The 17,364-nt window shown below is 40.7% G+C and carries 21 protein-coding genes; 6 read left to right on the top strand and 15 right to left on the bottom strand.

Features of this window, described 5'->3' with window-relative positions:
• Positions 1-14: 14 nt before the first annotated feature.
• The 7 genes from trxB to HT698_RS07475 form a co-directional block, all read right to left on the bottom strand.
• On the bottom strand, positions 15-926 hold the full coding sequence (trxB, locus tag HT698_RS07505) for a thioredoxin-disulfide reductase (RefSeq protein WP_173218668.1): 912 nt from the start codon (positions 924-926) through the stop codon (positions 15-17).
• 65 nt (positions 927-991) lie between these two features.
• A complete protein-coding gene (locus tag HT698_RS07500; RefSeq protein ID WP_000926599.1) occupies positions 992-1,216 on the bottom strand; it encodes a DUF4059 family protein in 225 nt (74 codons plus the stop codon).
• 77 nt (positions 1,217-1,293) lie between these two features.
• Entirely contained in the window at positions 1,294-2,037 is a 744-nt protein-coding gene (locus HT698_RS07495) for an amino acid ABC transporter ATP-binding protein (protein ID WP_000590965.1), read from the bottom strand.
• Positions 2,037-2,837 carry an amino acid ABC transporter permease gene (locus tag HT698_RS07490; RefSeq protein ID WP_050313437.1) on the bottom strand — a complete coding sequence of 267 codons (801 nt, stop codon included), beginning with the start codon at positions 2,835-2,837 and terminating at the stop codon, positions 2,037-2,039. Before HT698_RS07490 ends, HT698_RS07495 begins: the two co-directional genes overlap by 1 nt.
• 157 nt (positions 2,838-2,994) lie before the next feature.
• Positions 2,995-3,351, bottom strand: a complete 357-nt coding sequence (locus HT698_RS07485) for an arsenate reductase family protein (protein WP_078351980.1) — start codon at positions 3,349-3,351, stop codon at positions 2,995-2,997.
• A 12-nt stretch (positions 3,352-3,363) separates the two neighbouring features.
• Positions 3,364-3,873, bottom strand: coding sequence for a methylated-DNA--[protein]-cysteine S-methyltransferase (locus tag HT698_RS07480; RefSeq protein ID WP_173218667.1), 510 nt, complete (start codon positions 3,871-3,873; stop codon positions 3,364-3,366).
• Complete coding sequence (locus HT698_RS07475) at positions 3,873-4,367, bottom strand: GNAT family N-acetyltransferase (RefSeq protein WP_173218666.1); 495 nt, start codon at positions 4,365-4,367, stop codon at positions 3,873-3,875. The genes HT698_RS07480 and HT698_RS07475 overlap by 1 nt, the downstream gene beginning before the upstream one ends.
• Positions 4,368-4,501: 134 nt before the next feature.
• Here HT698_RS07475 and HT698_RS07470 point away from each other — a divergent pair, with 134 nt between their 5' ends.
• Complete coding sequence (locus HT698_RS07470; protein WP_173218664.1) at positions 4,502-4,948, top strand: DUF1836 domain-containing protein; 447 nt, start codon at positions 4,502-4,504, stop codon at positions 4,946-4,948.
• On the top strand, positions 4,945-5,592 hold the full coding sequence (locus HT698_RS07465; RefSeq protein WP_001097996.1) for a hemolysin III family protein: 648 nt from the start codon (positions 4,945-4,947) through the stop codon (positions 5,590-5,592). The genes HT698_RS07470 and HT698_RS07465 overlap by 4 nt, the downstream gene beginning before the upstream one ends.
• 20 nt (positions 5,593-5,612) lie before the next feature.
• On the opposite strand, the gene pdxT is transcribed toward HT698_RS07465, so the two are convergent.
• From pdxT to HT698_RS07450, 3 genes are all read right to left on the bottom strand, one after another.
• Positions 5,613-6,194: a pyridoxal 5'-phosphate synthase glutaminase subunit PdxT gene (gene pdxT, locus HT698_RS07460; protein WP_173218662.1), complete on the bottom strand. Its 582-nt coding sequence runs from the start codon at positions 6,192-6,194 to the stop codon at positions 5,613-5,615.
• Positions 6,195-7,070, bottom strand: coding sequence for a pyridoxal 5'-phosphate synthase lyase subunit PdxS (gene pdxS / locus HT698_RS07455; RefSeq protein WP_000138526.1), 876 nt, complete (start codon positions 7,068-7,070; stop codon positions 6,195-6,197).
• A gap of 152 nt (positions 7,071-7,222) precedes the next feature.
• Positions 7,223-8,602, bottom strand: a complete 1,380-nt coding sequence (locus HT698_RS07450) for an FAD-dependent oxidoreductase (RefSeq protein ID WP_173218660.1) — start codon at positions 8,600-8,602, stop codon at positions 7,223-7,225.
• A 144-nt stretch (positions 8,603-8,746) separates the two neighbouring features.
• On the opposite strand from HT698_RS07450, the gene HT698_RS10345 reads away from it, so the two are divergent.
• From HT698_RS10345 to HT698_RS07435, 4 genes are read left to right on the top strand one after another with little or no spacing between them, the layout of a single operon-like run.
• Positions 8,747-8,929 (top strand): hypothetical protein, encoded by a 183-nt coding sequence (locus tag HT698_RS10345; RefSeq protein ID WP_345789467.1) that lies wholly within the window; start codon positions 8,747-8,749, stop codon positions 8,927-8,929.
• The gene (locus HT698_RS07445; protein ID WP_173218658.1) at positions 8,899-9,822 is read left to right on the top strand and encodes an FAD:protein FMN transferase; all 924 of its coding nucleotides are present in this window, start codon (positions 8,899-8,901) and stop codon (positions 9,820-9,822) included. The genes HT698_RS10345 and HT698_RS07445 overlap by 31 nt, the downstream gene beginning before the upstream one ends.
• 59 nt (positions 9,823-9,881) lie before the next feature.
• Positions 9,882-10,487: an NADPH-dependent FMN reductase gene (locus tag HT698_RS07440; protein ID WP_033677008.1), complete on the top strand. Its 606-nt coding sequence runs from the start codon at positions 9,882-9,884 to the stop codon at positions 10,485-10,487.
• 18 nt (positions 10,488-10,505) lie between these two features.
• On the top strand, positions 10,506-11,744 hold the full coding sequence (locus HT698_RS07435; protein WP_173218656.1) for an NAD(P)H-dependent oxidoreductase: 1,239 nt from the start codon (positions 10,506-10,508) through the stop codon (positions 11,742-11,744).
• Between the two features lie 115 nt (positions 11,745-11,859).
• On the opposite strand, the gene HT698_RS07430 is transcribed toward HT698_RS07435, so the two are convergent.
• From HT698_RS07430 to HT698_RS07410, 5 genes are all read right to left on the bottom strand, one after another.
• The gene (locus HT698_RS07430; protein ID WP_173218654.1) at positions 11,860-12,117 is read right to left on the bottom strand and encodes a DUF896 family protein; all 258 of its coding nucleotides are present in this window, start codon (positions 12,115-12,117) and stop codon (positions 11,860-11,862) included.
• A gap of 42 nt (positions 12,118-12,159) precedes the next feature.
• Positions 12,160-14,196, bottom strand: a complete 2,037-nt coding sequence (gene glyS / locus HT698_RS07425) for a glycine--tRNA ligase subunit beta (protein WP_173218652.1) — start codon at positions 14,194-14,196, stop codon at positions 12,160-12,162.
• A gap of 211 nt (positions 14,197-14,407) precedes the next feature.
• A complete protein-coding gene (gene glyQ, locus HT698_RS07420; RefSeq protein WP_000038733.1) occupies positions 14,408-15,325 on the bottom strand; it encodes a glycine--tRNA ligase subunit alpha in 918 nt (305 codons plus the stop codon).
• Between the two features lie 18 nt (positions 15,326-15,343).
• On the bottom strand, positions 15,344-16,105 hold the full coding sequence (locus tag HT698_RS07415) for an elongation factor Tu (protein ID WP_125393438.1): 762 nt from the start codon (positions 16,103-16,105) through the stop codon (positions 15,344-15,346).
• Between the two features lie 271 nt (positions 16,106-16,376).
• Complete coding sequence (locus tag HT698_RS07410; RefSeq protein ID WP_173218651.1) at positions 16,377-17,219, bottom strand: aldo/keto reductase; 843 nt, start codon at positions 17,217-17,219, stop codon at positions 16,377-16,379.
• Between the last annotated feature and the right edge of the window lie 145 nt (positions 17,220-17,364).

The raw sequence follows: 17,364 nt of genomic DNA, 5'->3' as shown, positions 1-17,364 counted from the left end.
AACTTTTTTTATGATTAACTATGTTCGGTGATAAACTTGTAAACTTCTTGACCGGCGATGGCCCCATCTCCAACTGCTGTTGTTACTTGGCGAAGGTCTTTCAAGCGAACATCTCCAACTGCAAAAATACCGTCAACTGCAGTTTTCATGTGGTTATCTGTCACAATCCAGCCAGCCTGATCTTGGATATTCAATTCTTTAACAAAATCGCTAAGAGGGTCCAATCCAACATAGATAAAGACGCCACCGAAGGCTTGTTCTGTCACTTGACCTGTTTTCACATTTTCAAATACGACAGATTCTACTCGGTTTTCACCTTTGATTTCCTTAACTACAGAATCCCAGATAAAGCTGATTTTCTCATTCGCAAAGGCGCGGTCTTGTAAAACCTTTTGAGCACGAAGTTGGTCACGACGGTGAACAATGGTAACAGTCTTAGCAAAACGAGTCAAGAAGAGGGCTTCTTCAACAGCTGAATCTCCACCACCGACTACCAACAAATCTTGGTCACGGAAGAAAGCACCATCACACACGGCACAGTAAGAAACTCCACGACTGTTCAGTTCTTCTTCTCCAGGTACTCCCAAAGGACGGTGTTTAGAACCAGTCGCTACGATAACGGTACGAGTTTCATATGTTTGGTCATCAGTAATCACTTTCTTAAAATCACCATGATCTTCGACATTTTCAACATAACCATAAATGTGCTCAACACCAAGATTTTCAAGCGGTTCAAACATTTTTTCTGCCAATTCTGGTCCACTAATATTAGCGTATCCAGGGTAATTTTCAATATCAGATGTATTATTCATCTGACCACCTGGCAGACCACCTTCAATCAAGGCTACTTTCAAATTACTTCGAGCAGCATACAAGGCTGCAGTCATACCTGCAGGTCCAGCACCGATAATAATAGTATCGTACATATAGATTCCTTCTTTCTTGTTGTAACTATCTTTATTCTAACTCTTTCTTGTCAATCAAGCAAGGATTATGCTTTGAAAACAAGAATTAAACTCATAACCGCAAAGGATAATACTGGAACAACCAAGACCCCAATCATAATCATATCATAGAGATGGGCTTGGCGAGCCTTGGCTGTCTTATCAACTCCCGACATGGCTCTCAGTCCAATCCAAATCCCTAAAAAAATCAGGACGAGGATGGTGGTCAAGATCAAACTCTCGAAATATAAAGAAAATAGTTGCAGTAGCATGATTTCTCTCATTTCTATCTTTTTTAAAGAGTAAACTCAGCTAGTCCAGCTAACTGAGTTTTCCTTTATCTATTATATCAAATATAAGTCCGTTTGTAACTAGCGAAGAATTCTTTTGTCCGCTCTTCTTTAGGATGGTGGATAATCTCATCCGGTGTTCCAGACTCAATGATTTTCCCCTTATCTAAGAAGAGAATCTTATCAGCCACTTGGGCTACAAAGGACATGTCATGACTGACCAAAATCATGGTTTGACCTGACTTAGCAGCATCTGCAATAGACTTCTCTACTTCACCGACCAATTCTGGGTCAAGGGCTGAAGTTGGTTCATCTAAGAGCAAGACATCTGGTTTCATAGCAAGCGCACGCGCCAAGGCAACCCGTTGCTTCTGTCCACCTGATAAATGACGAGGATAATGGTTTTCACGGTCAGAAAGTCCAACCTTAGCCAACTCTTCCTTGGCAATCTTGGTTGCTTCTTGGTCAGATAATTTCTTGACAACAACCAAACCTTCTTTCACATTATCAAGTGCCGTGCGGCGTTCAAACAAATTAAACTGTTGAAATACCATAGACAGCTTACGGCGTAGGGCAAGGATTTCTTCTTGAGTGATTTTAGAAAAATCAACTGAAAAATCATCAATCTGAATCGAGCCACTGTCAGGTGTTTCAAGATAATTGAGACTACGAAGAAAAGTTGATTTTCCAGCTCCTGAAGAACCAATCAAGGCTACAACTTCCCCTTTTTGAATATCCAAGTCCAGATGATCCAAGACAGTCTGTCCTGAAAAGGATTTACTTAAATTCGAAATCTTAATCATTAACGAAGGTCTCCTTTCACATCTGTCTGCACTGTATCAGGTGCAGAAATAGCCATTTTTCTCTCGATGAAACGACCGAGGCTTTCAATTCCGATATTGACTACCCAATAAACAAGGGCAACGGAGATGAAGCGTTCAAAATAGCGGTAATCAGCTCCACCTAGAATCTGAGCTTGGGCAAAGACTTCCACAACGCCCGCACTAAAGGCTAGGGACGTGCCCTTGGTCAAGCCGATTAGGGAATTGATCAAGGTTGGAGTCGCTACAACGGCCGCATTTGGAATAATCACTCGACGATAAACTTGCGCTCGGGTCATCCCCAGACTGCGTGCCGCTTCAATCTCACCAGGATTGACTGAGAGAATGGCTGCACGAATGGTTTCACTAGCATAAGCTGCCTCATTAAAGGCAAAGGCAACAATGGCAAAAGCAGCAGCTGGAATGGCATTGATATTGAGACCAGTTCCCCATTGCTGATTGAGGGCTTTCAAAACCAAAGGAATTCCGTAGTAGGTCAACATGAGTTGCACCAAAATCGGTGTCCCTTTTAAGAAACTAACGAAGAAGGCCTGCAAGGGATATAAAATCTTGACACGATTGATTTTCACAATGGCAAAAAGAAGCGCCAAAACCAAGCCAAAAAAGGCACCACCAATTGTCAACATAATCGTTGTTGGAAGTTGTTGGACAATTCTTGGAATCCCATCAAAGACCGAACGCAGGCTAAACAGCTTGCCATCCGGAATCAATTGCATCAAGTTTTGGTACCAATCTGATGCTAAAATCGTTGTAACATTCATAAAAACATCCTCTCCTGATAATGATTCATTCTACCATACTTCTGCCGTCAATGAAATTATTTGCTACGGTCAGATACAGACTTTGTCTACCTACTAGTTTATCATACTTTGAAACAGGGAGGCTATATATTTTATCTATCAAAGAGATAAGTAAAAACTATCTCAACCCCAATTCTTCATAAGCTTTTCGATAACCAATTTGCTTAACAGTTCCATTTTCTACTAAAATAGGCCGTTTTAACAACATACCGTCACTTGCTAGTAACTCAGCCGCTTCTTGATTTGACAGACTTCCCACCTTATCTTTCAACCCCAATTCACGGTATTTGATCCCACTGGTGTTGAAAAATTGCTTTAGCTCGAACCCTGAGGTTTCTAGCCAGTTTAAAATGACTTCTTGGCTGGGTGTTTCTTCGACGATATGAACGGCTTTATAATCCACACCGAGTTGGTTTAATTCTTGTTTTGCTTTTTTACAAGTTGAACATTTTGGGTATTCGATAAATTCTAACATGTGTTTTACTTTCTATTTTATATCTTTAAAATCTGCGCCTTCATGCTCCAAGAGCCAAGCTTTCTTTTCCACTCCTGCAGCATAACCTGTCAGACGCTTGCCTGCTCCCAGCACACGATGACAAGGTACTAGAATAGACCACGGATTGCGTCCCACTGCTCCACCAATTGCTTGAGCAGAAGCCACTTGCAGGTCTTGAGCTATTTGTCCATAGGTCACTGTCTGACCATAAGAAATTCCCTGTAAATAGGACCAAACTCGCTTTTCAAAATCCGTTCCGATTGGAGCCAAGGGCAAGTTGGATAAATCCTGAGGCTTGCCCTTAAAGTAAGCATCTAAGCAAGCAATAACTGGATCTAAAATGGGATGACTAACAACTTCTTCTATCGTTTCATCTCCTAGTCCCCTCTCAAAATACTTCTGATCCTGCACCCAAATGCCATACAGATAATGGTCATCAGCTACTAGTGATAGAATACCAATTGGCGAAGAATAGAGCATTTTTACATACTTCTTTTGCATTATTTCTTTAATTTTTGATAGGCCAAGCGTTCGCCATCTACTGGCACCTTACCAACTTGTTTAAAACCAAGTTTTTCAAAAATATGTCGCATAACCTTATTTGCAACATGCGTATCTGAGCGAAAATCTAGATAGTCAAAACCTTCAATTAAACCCTCTAAAAAGGTTTGAGCAACTCCCTGTCCCTGCACATCTGCTGCCACAGCAATACGGTGAAAGACAAGGTACTCTGACTCTCCAGCTTGCCATTTTCCTTCATAAATGGCTTCATAGGCTGCCTCTGGACTCTTGGTCACAGCTGCACAGGCTAGTAGTTCTCCCTCTTCCAAGGCTACGTAGGCTTGACCTGAGATAATATCCTCAATAATAATATCAGCATTTGGATAGCCATTTTGCCACTGGTCACTACCAGCATCTGCTAAACATTTTTTAGCATCTTCCATCACCTGCATGATGGCATCTACTTCATTTGGAAAAGCTAAACGAATTTCCATCTTTTCTCCTCATTTCTGACTAGTTTCTCCCATCATAGCATAATTTAGGTCTTTCTACAAGCAGTTAAAACTTGACTTTTTGTTTTTGTTATTTTATAATCTAGTTATTAAAACTAGATAAAAAGGAGTTGAAAATGAAAACTGCCTTTTCCTACCCCAAATGGGCAGAAATCCCAAATATTGACCTCTATCTGGACCAGGTTTTACTCTATGTCAATCAGGTCTGCGCCCCTATCTCTCCTGATAAAGACAAAGGCCTAACAGCATCTATGGTCAATAATTATGTCAAACATGGTTACCTGACAAAACCTGATAAGAAAAAATACCAACGCCAACAGATTGCCCGTTTGATTGCTATCACAACCCTCAAATCTGTCTTTTCTATTCAAGAAATAGCCCAGACACTTAATACTCTACAAAGTCAAGCAAGTTCAGAGCAACTCTACGATGCTTTTGTGGACTACATGAACCAAGGAGTTGACCCAGCTAACCCTATCATCCAAACCAGCTGCCAAACCGTTAAACTCTATCATCAAACCCTAGCCTTAATCCATCATACTCAAGAGGAGGTAATCCAATGAACACTAGTCTTAAACTCAGCAAACAACTCAGTTTTGGAGAGGAGATTGCTAATAGCGTGACCCATGCTGTGGGGGCAGTCATCATGCTCATCTTACTCCCTATTTCATCAACCTATAGTTATGAAGCACACGGATTTTTATCCTCTATCGGCGTTTCCATTTTCGTTATTAGTCTCTTTCTCATGTTCCTCTCATCCACCATTTACCACTCTATGGCCTATGGTTCAACCCATAAATATGTCTTGAGAATCATTGATCATTCTATGATTTATGTTGCTATTGCAGGCTCATACACGCCCGTCGTCTTGACCTTAATGAATAACTGGTTTGGCTATCTGATTATTGCCATCCAATGGGGAACGACCATCTTTGGTATTCTCTATAAAATCTTTGCTAAAAAAGTCAATGAGAAATTTAGCCTTGCTCTTTACCTGATTATGGGCTGGTTGGTTCTAGCTATCATTCCTGCCATTATCAGTCAAACAACGCCAATTTTCTGGAGTCTCATGGTAACTGGCGGACTCTGTTATACAGTTGGGGCTGGATTTTACGCCAAGAAAAAACCTTATTTCCACATGATTTGGCATCTCTTTATCCTAGCAGCATCTGCCCTCCAATACATTGCCATTGTTTATTACATGTAAAAAAGTTGAGAAATTCAATCTCAACTTTTTTCTTTACACATATTGATAAAGTACTGGTGCAAGCTCACATCATCAGTCAATTCTGGATGAAAAGAGGTCACTAACATATTTTTTTCTTGAGCAGCAACGATTTGATTGTCAACTGTTGCTAGAATTTCTACACCCTCTCCAACACTGCTGATAATTGGACCACGGATAAAGGTCATTGGAATCTGACCGACTCCCTTACATTCTGCTTCCGTATAGAAACTTCCTAATTGGCGCCCATAGGCATTTCGCTCGACCACCATATCCATAGTTCCTAGATGACTCTCGTCCTGAGCAGCAATTTCCTTAGCCAGCAAAATCAAGCCTGCACAGGTTCCAAAGGCTGGTAAACCAGATAGAATGGCTTCTCGAATGGGAATCAGCATGTTCTGATCACGTAAGAGCTTGCCCATGGTTGTAGACTCACCACCAGGCAAAATCAAACCCGACAAGCCAGTCTGATCTTGCTGAAAATCCTCTAAATTTCTGATTTCAACACTCTCGACTCCTAATTGCTCTAGTACTTTTGCATGTTCTGCAAAGGCACCTTGCAAGGCCAATATTCCGATTTTCATCTATTTTCCTCGCTCTGCCATGAGAATTTGAATTTCATTCTCATTGATACCAACCATAGCTTCTCCTAAATCTTCAGAGATTTGAGCTAGGATTTGAGGATTACGGAAGTTAGTCACAGCCTTAACAATAGCACTCGCTCGTTTAACAGGATCTCCTGATTTGAAAATACCTGAACCGACAAATACACCTTCTGCCCCTAACTGCATCATCAGCGCAGCATCTGCTGGTGTTGCAACACCTCCAGCCGCAAAGTTTACAACTGGCAATTTCCCATGTTCATGGACATATTGAACCAATTCTACAGGGACTTGCAATTCCTTGGCAGCAACATAAAGTTCGTCCTCACGTAGGTTTTGAATGCGGCGAATTTCCTGATTCATCATACGCATATGACGAACAGCTTGGACGATATCCCCTGTACCCGGTTCTCCTTTGGTACGAATCATAGAAGCACCCTCAGCGATACGACGCAAGGCTTCACCCAAGTCCTTAGCCCCACAGACAAAAGGAACTTGGAATTCTTTCTTGTCCACATGGAAACGGTCGTCAGCTGGAGATAAAACTTCACTCTCATCGATATAGTCAATCTCAATAGCCTCTAAAATCTGAGCTTCCACAAAATGCCCGATTCTAACCTTGGCCATCACTGGAATACTAACCGCTTCTTGGATTTCCTTAATCATCTTTGGATCGCTCATGCGGGAAACTCCACCAGCTGCACGAATATCAGCTGGAATCCGTTCCAAGGCCATCACGGCTGCCGCGCCAGCAGCCTCTGCAATACGGGCCTGTTCAGGATTTTGCACATCCATGATAACACCGCCCTTGAGCATCTGTGCCAAGTTTTTATTTAGTTCATAACGATTTTCAGTCATTTGTTTTATCCTCATCATTTGTATTGGTAGCTACTATTTCATTTTAAGTCAGATTTGGAGGAATCACAAGATAAAAAAATCACAATTGTATGGGTACATATTGGCTAAAAAACTATCTGACCTTAACTTAAGGCCAGATAGTTCATCAAATTTTATTTTTCAGCTGTAAGGGCAGCCATTGTGATGTAGTTGTAAGGTTTGTTGAAGTGTGGCAAGAAGAAGAGGTCTGTCAATGCCAATTTATCAATTGTCACATGCTCTTGGATAGCAAGTGAGAACATGTGGATTCCCATACTGATAGCAGAATCACGTGATACCATTTGAGCTCCAAGAATTTCACGACTATCTTTATCAAAGACAATCTTGATTGCTACTTCATGGTTATCATGTTTCATGAATTCTGGTTTTTGAAGATCGTTAAAGCCTGTTTCAGTTGCATTGTAACCAGCAGCTTTCGCTTTTTCAAGAGTCAAACCAGTTGAAACCATGTGAAGACCGTAGATTGAGATACCGTTTGAACCTTGAACACCGATTCCTTCCAATTCATGTCCACAAGCGTTGTAAGCACCAACAATACCAGTACGAACAGCATTTGAAGCAAGAGCGATGTAGCTTGTATCTTTACGAGCATTGTCATAAACAGTTGCACAGTCACCTACTGCATAAACTCCTGGAATTGATGTTTCTTGTTTCTTGTCTACAAGGAAGGCACCGTTGCGGAATAGTTCAATCTTACCATCAGCAAGGGCTGTGTTTGGACGGAAACCAACCGCAAGAACAACCATATCCACATCGAAAGTTTCTTTATCAGTAATCAAGCGTTCAACTTTACCGTCACCTTCGATTGCTTTAACAGTTTGACCAAGAGCCAAGCGGATATTGTGGTCTTCCAAGTTCTTGGCCATCATTTGAGTGAAGTCTTTGTCATAGTAACCGTTCAAAACAGTATCTACGATATCAACAAGGACAACTTCTTTTCCAAGACGTTCGAAGGCTTCGGCAAGTTCAACACCGATATAACCACCACCAACAACGGCGATGCGCTCAAGGTGTTTACTCTTGTCAGCAAGTTTATTGATAACTTCTTCAGCATTTTGGTACAATTTCACGAATTGTACGTTTTCAAGAGTTGCTTTAAATTCGCGGTTGCCTTTAACAATTTCAACACCTTCGATTGGTGGCAAGATTGGTGTAGAACCTGTAGCGAAAATCAATTTTTCGTATGATTCTTTGTGCTCTTTTCCTTCAACTTCTGCTGTAACTACTTTGTTATCATAGTCGATTGAAAGAACTGGTGAGTTCATGTAAACTTTAGCACCTTTAGCTTCCAATTTTTCTTTATCAGAATAGAACAAGCCTTCAGCACCGTCAATTTGTTCCCCAATCCAAAGAGCCATTCCACATCCTAGGAAAGAGATGTTAGAGTTTTGGTCAAATACAACAATTTCGTTCTCATTTCCAAAATTATCCAACATGGTATTGATACATGCTGTACCAGCGTGGTTAGCACCGACTACAACGATTTTACTCATAGAAAAATTCCTACCTTCAATTTTAAATTTACTCTACTAGTATAACATTTACTGTTAGCGTTTTCAAGTGATTTCCTATTATTTCAGCATTTTTTATCAAAAATAATTCCCCATTTATCCTGTTTTCAAGACTAATGAATTTTTGTGAGCATATTTCTTGACTTTTTCCAAATTTCATTTGTAGAAAATCTAACTTTATGGTATTCTAATAACATGAAAATAAAATGTAAGGGCTTCAATTTAGATAATTGCTTGATATTACAACTTATTTTCTATAAGAGAAAGGAGTTGGTAGCTTGCCTCTTAGTTCACATTCTGAACGGCTAATGGGGACTACTATCACTATTTCATTAGTGGATGAGCGAGCCGATAGCTTGCTCCAAAAATCCTTTGATTTACTCAGAGAGCTAGAATACCGCTTCAATGCCAATAGTCAGGAATCTGAGTTGATGGAAATCAATCATCAAGCTGGAATAGCTCCAGTCAAAGTTCATCCAGACCTGTTTGAACTGATTTCACTTGGGTTAGAGCATAGCCTAGCGCCCTCTAGCCATCTCAACATCAGTATTGGTCCCTTGATTCAAACATGGCGTATCGGTTTTTCAGATGCCAAGGTCGCCCAACCTCAAGAAATTGAATCTGTGCTCCCTTTAATCAATCCCTACTATGTCGAGTTAGATTCTTCTACTTCCACTGTGTTTTTAAAACAGAAAGGAATGAAAATCGATCTTGGTTGTTTAGCCAAGGGTTATAGTGCGGATAAGGTTGCCCAATTTCTGAGAGAAGAGGGAGTGACATCTGCCTTAATCAATCTGGGAGGGAATATCCTGACCATTGGAAAAAATCAGGCAAGAGGAAATCAGCCTTGGCAAATCGGGATTCAAGACCCAGCCAATCCGAGGGGGAATCACTTAATGACCATCCCTGTTGTCAATCAATCTGTCGTGACTTCAGGCATTTATGAACGTCACCTGACCGTCGATGGACAAGATTACCATCACATTTTTGACAGTCAAACAGGATATCCTGTTGAAACAGAACTAGCGAGTCTAACAATCATCTCTGATAAATCAGTTGATGGCGAAATCTGGACAACTCGACTCTTTGGAGAAAGACCTGCTTCTATCCTTTGGCAAGTAGAAAGTTTGGAGGGCATCGAAGTCATCCTCATCGATAAGGAAGGTCACCTAAGTTGTTCTTCAGGAATTCCTACTCTATAGAAACAACTGTTTCAATGGAGTTTTAAAATCGTATTATGTAAAAAGAGAAAGGAAATCTCATGTTAAAACTTATTGCTATTGTTGGAACAAATTCAAAACGTTCTACAAACCGCCAATTGCTTCAATACATGCAAAAACACTTTGCTGACAAAGCTGAAATTGAACTTGTTGAAATCAAGGACATCCCTGTCTTTAACAAGCCAGCTGACAAGCAAGTACCTGCTGAAATTCTGGAAATTGCTGCTAAAATTGAAGAAGCAGATGGCGTTATTATCGGTACTCCTGAGTACGACCACTCTATCCCAGCTGTTTTGATGAGCGCTCTTGCTTGGTTGTCTTATGGTATTTACCCACTTTTGAACAAACCAATCATGATTACAGGTGCTTCTTACGGTACACTTGGTTCATCACGTGCTCAAATGCAACTTCGCCAAATCTTGAATGCTCCAGAAATCAAAGCAAGTGTCCTTCCAGATGAATTCTTGCTTTCACATTCTCTTCAAGCTTTTAATCCAAGTGGAGACCTAGTAGATCTTGATGTTATTAAAAAATTGGATGCCACTTTTGACGACTTCCGTATCTTTGTAAAAATTACAGAAAAATTGCGCAACGCACAAGCTCTACTTCGCAAAGATGCTGAAGACTTTGACTGGGAAAATTTGTAAGATAGGAGACCAAAAAGAATGAAATTTGTTGGACTTGTAGGATCAAACTACGATCAATCATATAACCGTAAACTCTTGGAATTCATCCGTCGTCACTTCAAACTCAAATTTGAATTAGAAGTTCTCGAAATTGACGAAGTTCCAATGTTCAACCAAGACGAAAAATGGGATGAAAGTTTCCAATTACGTTATTTATATAATAAAATTACTCGTGCTGATGGTGTCATCATCGCTACTCCTGAGCACAACCATACAATCTCAGCTTCCCTAAAATCTGTTCTTGAATGGCTTTCATACGAAGTTCATCCATTTGAAAACAAACCAGTTATGATTGTAGGAGCTTCTTACTATGACCAAGGTACTTCTCGTGCCCAAGTTCACCTTCGTAAGATTCTTGACGCTCCAGGTGTCAATGCCTATACGCTTCCAGGTAACGAATTCCTTCTTGGTAAAGCCAAAGAAGCATTTGATGTTGATGGGAATATCACAAATGAAGGAACTATTAATTTCCTTGAAACATGCTTGGACAACTTTGTAAAATATGTGGGAGTCGTTTCAAAATTGAAAAAACCAAAACCAATCGCACCAGAAGATTTATATTGTACAAATCCAATCGCAACTACCATTCAAGGTGTTGATCCAGATGATCCTGAATGGGTAGAAAAAGCAGCTGAACTTGTTGGAGCTGTTTCTGGAGATACTTACGTTAAATTAGACCACGGTATCTTGACAGTTAACCAAATTGATATGTTCTTGAAAGCAATGCCATTTGAGTTGACATATGCGGATGATAATAACCAGTTCTTGTACTTTAATAACGCTCACCAAGATCCAAATACAATGTTTGGTAAACGTGTACGTGCTCAATCAGGAAACCGTTTAGGAACTGTACACGGTTCATTGCCAGACTCTAGAATGAAAAACGTTGAATGGGTTGTCGGTGTACTACGTAACGGAGATCAAGAATATGTCCGTACAATTGTGCCGGGAACACCTGAAGGTGTTATCAATACCCATAATTACCAAGCAATGTACTATCCAGATGGTTCATATGCTGGAATCAATGAGATTATCTTTAATTTCCAACCATGGCTTGACTGGTACCTCAATACAACTGGTCAACGTCTAGTTGGTGGAAATGCTGTAGCTCCTGCTGGAGGACACGGTGGCGCAGATGCCACATCTGGAGCTTCAGATTCAGGTGATGCTGGAGGTCACGGTGGTGGCGCAGACGCTACAGCTGGTGCAAGTTACTAATGATAGTTTTAGGAACCATTTTGGTTCCTTTTTTAGTGACAAAAGACTAGCAGTTTGTGTCTGCTAGTCTTTTGGTTATTATTTTATCTATCCTTGTTAAAAGAAAGAATACATATTACGAATTTGGGTCATCGAGACTACGACCATGTAAGCCTTTTTCACGTTGGACTTGACGTAGTTTCTCTGGTGTAACATCGTTTCCTTCTTCGTCAACAATTTTGATTCCCTCAATGTGGTGACGAACAGTGCGACGATAACCTTCGATGTACTCCTCACGTAGTTTGGCTTGTTCTACTTTTTCTTCTGAGGTCAAGCCTTCTGTTTTTTTCTTTTTGGCAAGCTCGTTAATACGATCAATTTTTTTAGGATCCATGTTTCTCTCCTTTGTGATAAGATAAAGTCCGTTTATCAAATTTTATTTAGTGTTAATTTGGTTAAAACGAGCAAGCTTAGCTGCTTTTTGAGTTAAATGAGACAAGATTGCCAAACGATTTTGTCGAACAGTCTGATCTTCAGCCATAACCATAGTATTCTCAAAGAAGGCATCGATGACAGGGCTAAGCGCAAAGAGTTGTTTCAATTGCTGACTGGCAGATCCTGATAAAATAAGTGATTCTACGGCTTCTGCTAAAGCCTTCTCTTCTTCATTCTCAAAGAGAACTGGATCAACAGTATCAGTTCCTTCGGCTTTCTCAGCCAAATTAAAGGCACGAGAAAGTGATTCAACAGATGGTTTGAAGTCTTCTTCCTTGCTTGCTTCCACGAGAGCACTTGCTGCTTCCAACATATCCGCCACAACAAAGTTCGAACTTGCAAGTACTGCTTCCTTGATGTCTTTTGGAGTAGACCCCATCATCTTATCAACACGAGCCTTGATAAAGTCCATAACCTCTGACTTATTTTCATAAGTCAAGCTGTCAAATGTTAAAGCATAAAGGCTATCAATCAACTCATCCATAGCAATGTGCCAACCAAAGGCATCCAAGATACGAACCACACCTTGGGTCGCACGACGAAGGGCATAAGGGTCATTAGAACCTGATGGAATCAAACCTACTGAGAAGAAACTCAAAATCGTATCCAATTTGTCTGCAATGGCTAGAATGGCTCCAACCTTGCTCTCTGGAAGTTCTCCTTCGGCTGATGTAGGCATGTAGTGTTCACGAATAGCAGCTGCCACCGCTGGAGTTTCCCCAGCAAGAAGGGCATATTTCTCCCCCATAATTCCTTGGAGTTCGTCAAATTCACCAACCATACCTGTCAACAAGTCAAACTTGTAAATGGCTGCTGCACGGGCTAGGTCAATCGTTTCATCCGCTGACAAGCCTGCTTTTTCTGCTAAGAGAATAGCAATCTGACCCGTACGAATCATGTGTTCACGAAGGGAACCAATCTTCTCATGGAAAGTCACATTGTTTAATTTTTCAACAAGATCTGAAATGACCAATTTTTGATCTTCACGCCAGAAGAATTCACCGTCTTCCAAGCGGGCTACCAAGACTTTTTCATTACCTTTGATGACATTTTCCAAATGCTCTGCGTTTCCGTTACGGACTGAAATGAAGTTTGGCAAGAGTTTACCATCTTGATCACGAACAACAAAGTAACGTTGGTGTTCTTTCATTGAAGTCACCAAAACTTCTTCTGGAACTTCAAGGTATTTGGCATCAAAACTTCCCATAAAGGCAGTTGGGTATTCAACCAAGTTCAAGACTTCATTCAGCAAATCAGCATCAATTTCGATACATACACTGTGTTCAGCTTCGATTGCCTTAATTTGGTCAATAATCATTTGCTCACGTTCACGTGGATCCGCGATTACAAACTGTGCACGAAGGTCTTCTTCATAGCTCAAAGCTGACTGAATCTTGGTTTCTTTTCCTAAGAAACGATGGCCACGGCTCACACGCCCTCCCTTAATATCAAGGAAATCTAAGTCAAACTCTTCTTCATCTAAAAGAACAGTTAAAGTGTGAACAGGGCGGATGTATTCAAAGGTGTTGTTAGCCCAGTGCATGCTGACAGGGAAAGTCAATGACTTCAAGACATCTACAACACCAGGAACAATGGCTTCAACTGCTTGACCAATTTCTTCCTTGGTAACATAGACATATTCTTCACCCTTGATTTCACGGAATTCGATATCTTCAACAGTCAATCCTTTTCCACGGACAAATCCTTGAGCTGCTTTGGTGAAGTTTCCATCACTATCCAAGGCAATTTTCTTTGCTGGACCCTTGAAGTCTTCTGTCAAATCAGACTGTTTGTCTGCAAGACCAGTCACACGAACAGCCAAACGACGTGGTGTTGAGAAGGTCTGAATAGCTTCAAAAGACAGGCGGTTTTCCTTGAGGAAGGCTGCCATTTTTTCGCCTAGTTGTTTTTCACTTGGTGTGACAACATAGGCTGGTAATTCTTCAAGACCGAGTTCTACTAATAAGTTTTTTGTCATGTTTTTTCTCCGAAAAGTATCTTTTTATTTTCCAGTTTGCCTTATGTGATTGGCACGCAAGCAACCAACTTCGTTGTTTCATTGCTAAAATTGGAGCCAAAAGTCTCCAATTTTGTCTAGTATCCTTAGTTTCACTAAGGATACCTTCATCACTGCGGCAACTGGCTCAGGGCTCACTCTGTTCGCCCATTTTCGTAATTTGTCACTCTCTTTATTCTGCGTCTTCTGCTAAGAGTTTAGCTCGTGTTGCTTCATCTAAAAGTGGGTAGCCTAGGCGTTTGCGCTCTGCGACAAAGGTTTTGGCTACGACACGGGCTAGGTTACGGATACGAGCAATATAGCCCGCACGTTCGGTTACAGAAACGGCACCACGCGCATCAAGCAGGTTAAAGGTGTGTGAACATTTGAGAACATAGTCATAGGCAGGGTGAACCAAGCCTTCTTCTAATGCACGACCAGCTTCTTTTTCAAACTTATCAAAGTTTTCAAGCAACATTTCTTGGTCCGAAATTTCAAACGAATATTTTGAATGCTCATACTCAGGCTGAATAAAGATTTCTCCGTATTTTACACCATCAGCCCACTCGATATCATAGACAGAGTCTACTTCTTGGATGTAAGAAGCCAAGCGCTCCAAACCATAGGTAACTTCTGCAGTCACAGGGCCAGTTGCCAATCCACCGACTTGTTGGAAATAAGTGAACTGAGTAATTTCCATCCCATCAAGCCAAACTTCCCAACCAAGACCAGCTGAACCAGTTGATGGGTTTTCCCAGTTGTCCTCAACGAAACGAATATCGTGCTCCAAAGGATTGATTCCCAATTTTTCCAAAGACTCAAGGTAAAGTTCCTGGATATTTGATGGAGATGGCTTCATGACCACTTGGAATTGGTGGTGTTGGTAGAGACGGTTAGGGTTTTCCCCATAACGACCGTCAGCAGGACGACGTGATGGCTCTACATAAGCCGCGTTCCATGGCTCAGGTCCGATAGCACGAAGAAAAGTGTAAGGACTCATTGTCCCCGCACCTTTTTCGTTGTCATAAGCCTGCATAAGCATACAACCCTGGTCATTCCAAAATTGTTGCAAAGTCAAAATAATTTCTTGAAATGTTAATTTCTTAGACATTGTTTACTCCTTTAGTTTTTATATTTCTTTTTCAATTAATTTCTGCTGAACAAACCAATTTAACAAGGGAAGAGTTTTATCTGTATTTGCCCATAGATGATAAGAATCAAAGACCGCTTGTACACTACCTAGATTTTCTACCAACTTATCTATTGTCAAAAAACTACGCCAGTATTCGTAAAAAATACTTGCATAGTTCTTATCATAAGTCGAAGAACCAAAATCATTCAATGAATGCCAACCATACTTCTTCTGAAAAAGTTCTACGAGAGATTGATTACAAATTTTTTCCGCTTGAAATTCCTCTTCTGTCAAGAAATACTTGCGACTAATATATTCAACCATCCCCTCTTCGAACCAGATATAAGAGTCGTAACCATCAAAATCATCTAAAAAATGCTCCGACCAATGAGCTAACTCATGTCCTACAATCTGTAAGAGGAAATTTTCAGATAAAGAATGATAGTGACTTTCTATTGCTTGAGTTTGCTGAGAACACTCGTAGTCCATCAACTGATACAAATACAACTCTTTCCAAACAGCTAAATCAGGCGTCATAACCATTCGTCTATTATTTGTATAGGCTGGAACAGCACTTTCCCTAATAATCTGTGTAGCAGCATTAAAACTTGACCAAATAACGGCTTGCGGTAAATCACAGACTGCAAGTTCATTCTTTAAAAAAGATTGATAATCTTTCAACTTTTCAGTATTTCTTACTACAAAATCACGAAATGCAGCTAGTTGACTATCGTCTTTGACAAGATAAAGGTTTTCCACGTCTCTCCTTTCTTTCACACAATAGACTAAATAAGTAAAAAACCGCATCCGACAATCCTAGGTTGATTTAACCTAGGGGCGTCAGAAACGCGGTTCCACCCTAATTTATTACTTCATTGTTTTTGAAAATAGCACAGAAAGCGCCAGCTCTTTATTTTGTTCTACTTGGCTCCCACTATCCCAAGCTCGCTTGAAGAACGCCATAAGACTTTCTTTCCTGCTGTCTATTATATCAAAAATTAGAATAATGTACAATTCTTTTTATGATTTTCTAAAAATCCATATCATCAACTCGTGGAGCACCAGACTGAACAGCAATCGTTTTTAAGGTTTCTCGCTCCTCATGACTCAGTTCAATTCCGAAACAATCAAGATTAGCCTGAATACGAGAGGCTGTGACAGATTTTGGAAGTGGTAGAAATCCTTCTGTCAAGCTCCAGGCCAAGGCTATCTGAGCAACCGATTTTCCGTGATTTGCCGCGATTTCTTGCACTTGCTTGCTATCAAACAGTTCTCCCTGACCAAAAGGTCCCCAAGCTTCCAATAAAATTCCTTTTTCTCTACAGTAAGCTACGACTTCCTCTTGATACACACCTGGTGCCAAACGAACTTGATTGACCGCTGGAACGATAGTTGCCGTTTCAAGCAAGGCATCCAAATGATGGGGAAGGAAATTGCTAACGCCGATAGCACGGATCTTGCCTTCTTGATAGAGGTCTTCCATCGCTCTCCAGACCTCAGCATTTCGGATTTTCCATGCGTCATTTTCTCTAAGCGGTTTTGGGTTCGGCCAATGAATCAAATACAAATCTAAATAGTCCAATCCTAGCTTCTCTAAAGACTCTTCAAAAGCCTGACGAGCTTGCTCATAGGTTTGTTGGCTATTCCACAACTTGGTAGTTACGAACAATTCCTCTCGTGGAACTCCGCTATCTTTGATTGCTTGACCAACACTTTCTTCATTCTGATAAATCGCCGCCGTATCAATATGACGATAACCAGCCTTCAAGGCTTCTAACACTGCACGATAGGCTTCTTCTCCATCCTTAGCCTTAAAAGTTCCAAATCCCAATACTGGAATTTCTACTCCATTATTTAATTGATAGGTATTCATATGCTTCTCCTTCTATTTTATACTCTTCGAAAATCTCTTCAAACCACGTCAACGTCGCCTTGCCGTAGGTATTGTTACTGACTTCGTCAGTTCTATCTGCAACCTCAAAACAATGTTTTGAGCAACCTGCGGCTAGTTTCCTAGT

This window comes from Streptococcus sp. 3109 (genome assembly GCF_013276905.1).
In the GTDB taxonomy this organism is placed as follows: domain Bacteria; phylum Bacillota; class Bacilli; order Lactobacillales; family Streptococcaceae; genus Streptococcus.
This window is presented reverse-complemented; position numbering and strand designations above follow the sequence as displayed.

What these genes read in the sequence shown, in the direction of transcription:
- trxB (WP_173218668.1), bottom strand. Translation starts at nt 926, where the DNA reads ATGTACGATACTATTATTATCGGTGCTGGACCTGCAGGTATGACTGCA.
- HT698_RS07500 (WP_000926599.1), bottom strand. Translation starts at nt 1,216, where the DNA reads ATGCTACTGCAACTATTTTCTTTATATTTCGAGAGTTTGATCTTGACC.
- HT698_RS07495 (WP_000590965.1), bottom strand. Translation starts at nt 2,037, where the DNA reads ATGATTAAGATTTCGAATTTAAGTAAATCCTTTTCAGGACAGACTGTC.
- HT698_RS07490 (WP_050313437.1), bottom strand. Translation starts at nt 2,837, where the DNA reads ATGAATGTTACAACGATTTTAGCATCAGATTGGTACCAAAACTTGATG.
- HT698_RS07485 (WP_078351980.1), bottom strand. Translation starts at nt 3,351, where the DNA reads ATGTTAGAATTTATCGAATACCCAAAATGTTCAACTTGTAAAAAAGCA.
- HT698_RS07480 (WP_173218667.1), bottom strand. Translation starts at nt 3,873, where the DNA reads ATGCAAAAGAAGTATGTAAAAATGCTCTATTCTTCGCCAATTGGTATT.
- HT698_RS07475 (WP_173218666.1), bottom strand. Translation starts at nt 4,367, where the DNA reads ATGGAAATTCGTTTAGCTTTTCCAAATGAAGTAGATGCCATCATGCAG.
- HT698_RS07470 (WP_173218664.1), top strand. Translation starts at nt 4,502, where the DNA reads ATGAAAACTGCCTTTTCCTACCCCAAATGGGCAGAAATCCCAAATATT.
- HT698_RS07465 (WP_001097996.1), top strand. Translation starts at nt 4,945, where the DNA reads ATGAACACTAGTCTTAAACTCAGCAAACAACTCAGTTTTGGAGAGGAG.
- pdxT (WP_173218662.1), bottom strand. Translation starts at nt 6,194, where the DNA reads ATGAAAATCGGAATATTGGCCTTGCAAGGTGCCTTTGCAGAACATGCA.
- pdxS (WP_000138526.1), bottom strand. Translation starts at nt 7,070, where the DNA reads ATGACTGAAAATCGTTATGAACTAAATAAAAACTTGGCACAGATGCTC.
- HT698_RS07450 (WP_173218660.1), bottom strand. Translation starts at nt 8,602, where the DNA reads ATGAGTAAAATCGTTGTAGTCGGTGCTAACCACGCTGGTACAGCATGT.
- HT698_RS07440 (WP_033677008.1), top strand. Translation starts at nt 9,882, where the DNA reads ATGTTAAAACTTATTGCTATTGTTGGAACAAATTCAAAACGTTCTACA.
- HT698_RS07435 (WP_173218656.1), top strand. Translation starts at nt 10,506, where the DNA reads ATGAAATTTGTTGGACTTGTAGGATCAAACTACGATCAATCATATAAC.
- HT698_RS07430 (WP_173218654.1), bottom strand. Translation starts at nt 12,117, where the DNA reads ATGGATCCTAAAAAAATTGATCGTATTAACGAGCTTGCCAAAAAGAAA.
- glyS (WP_173218652.1), bottom strand. Translation starts at nt 14,196, where the DNA reads ATGACAAAAAACTTATTAGTAGAACTCGGTCTTGAAGAATTACCAGCC.
- glyQ (WP_000038733.1), bottom strand. Translation starts at nt 15,325, where the DNA reads ATGTCTAAGAAATTAACATTTCAAGAAATTATTTTGACTTTGCAACAA.
- HT698_RS07410 (WP_173218651.1), bottom strand. Translation starts at nt 17,219, where the DNA reads ATGAATACCTATCAATTAAATAATGGAGTAGAAATTCCAGTATTGGGA.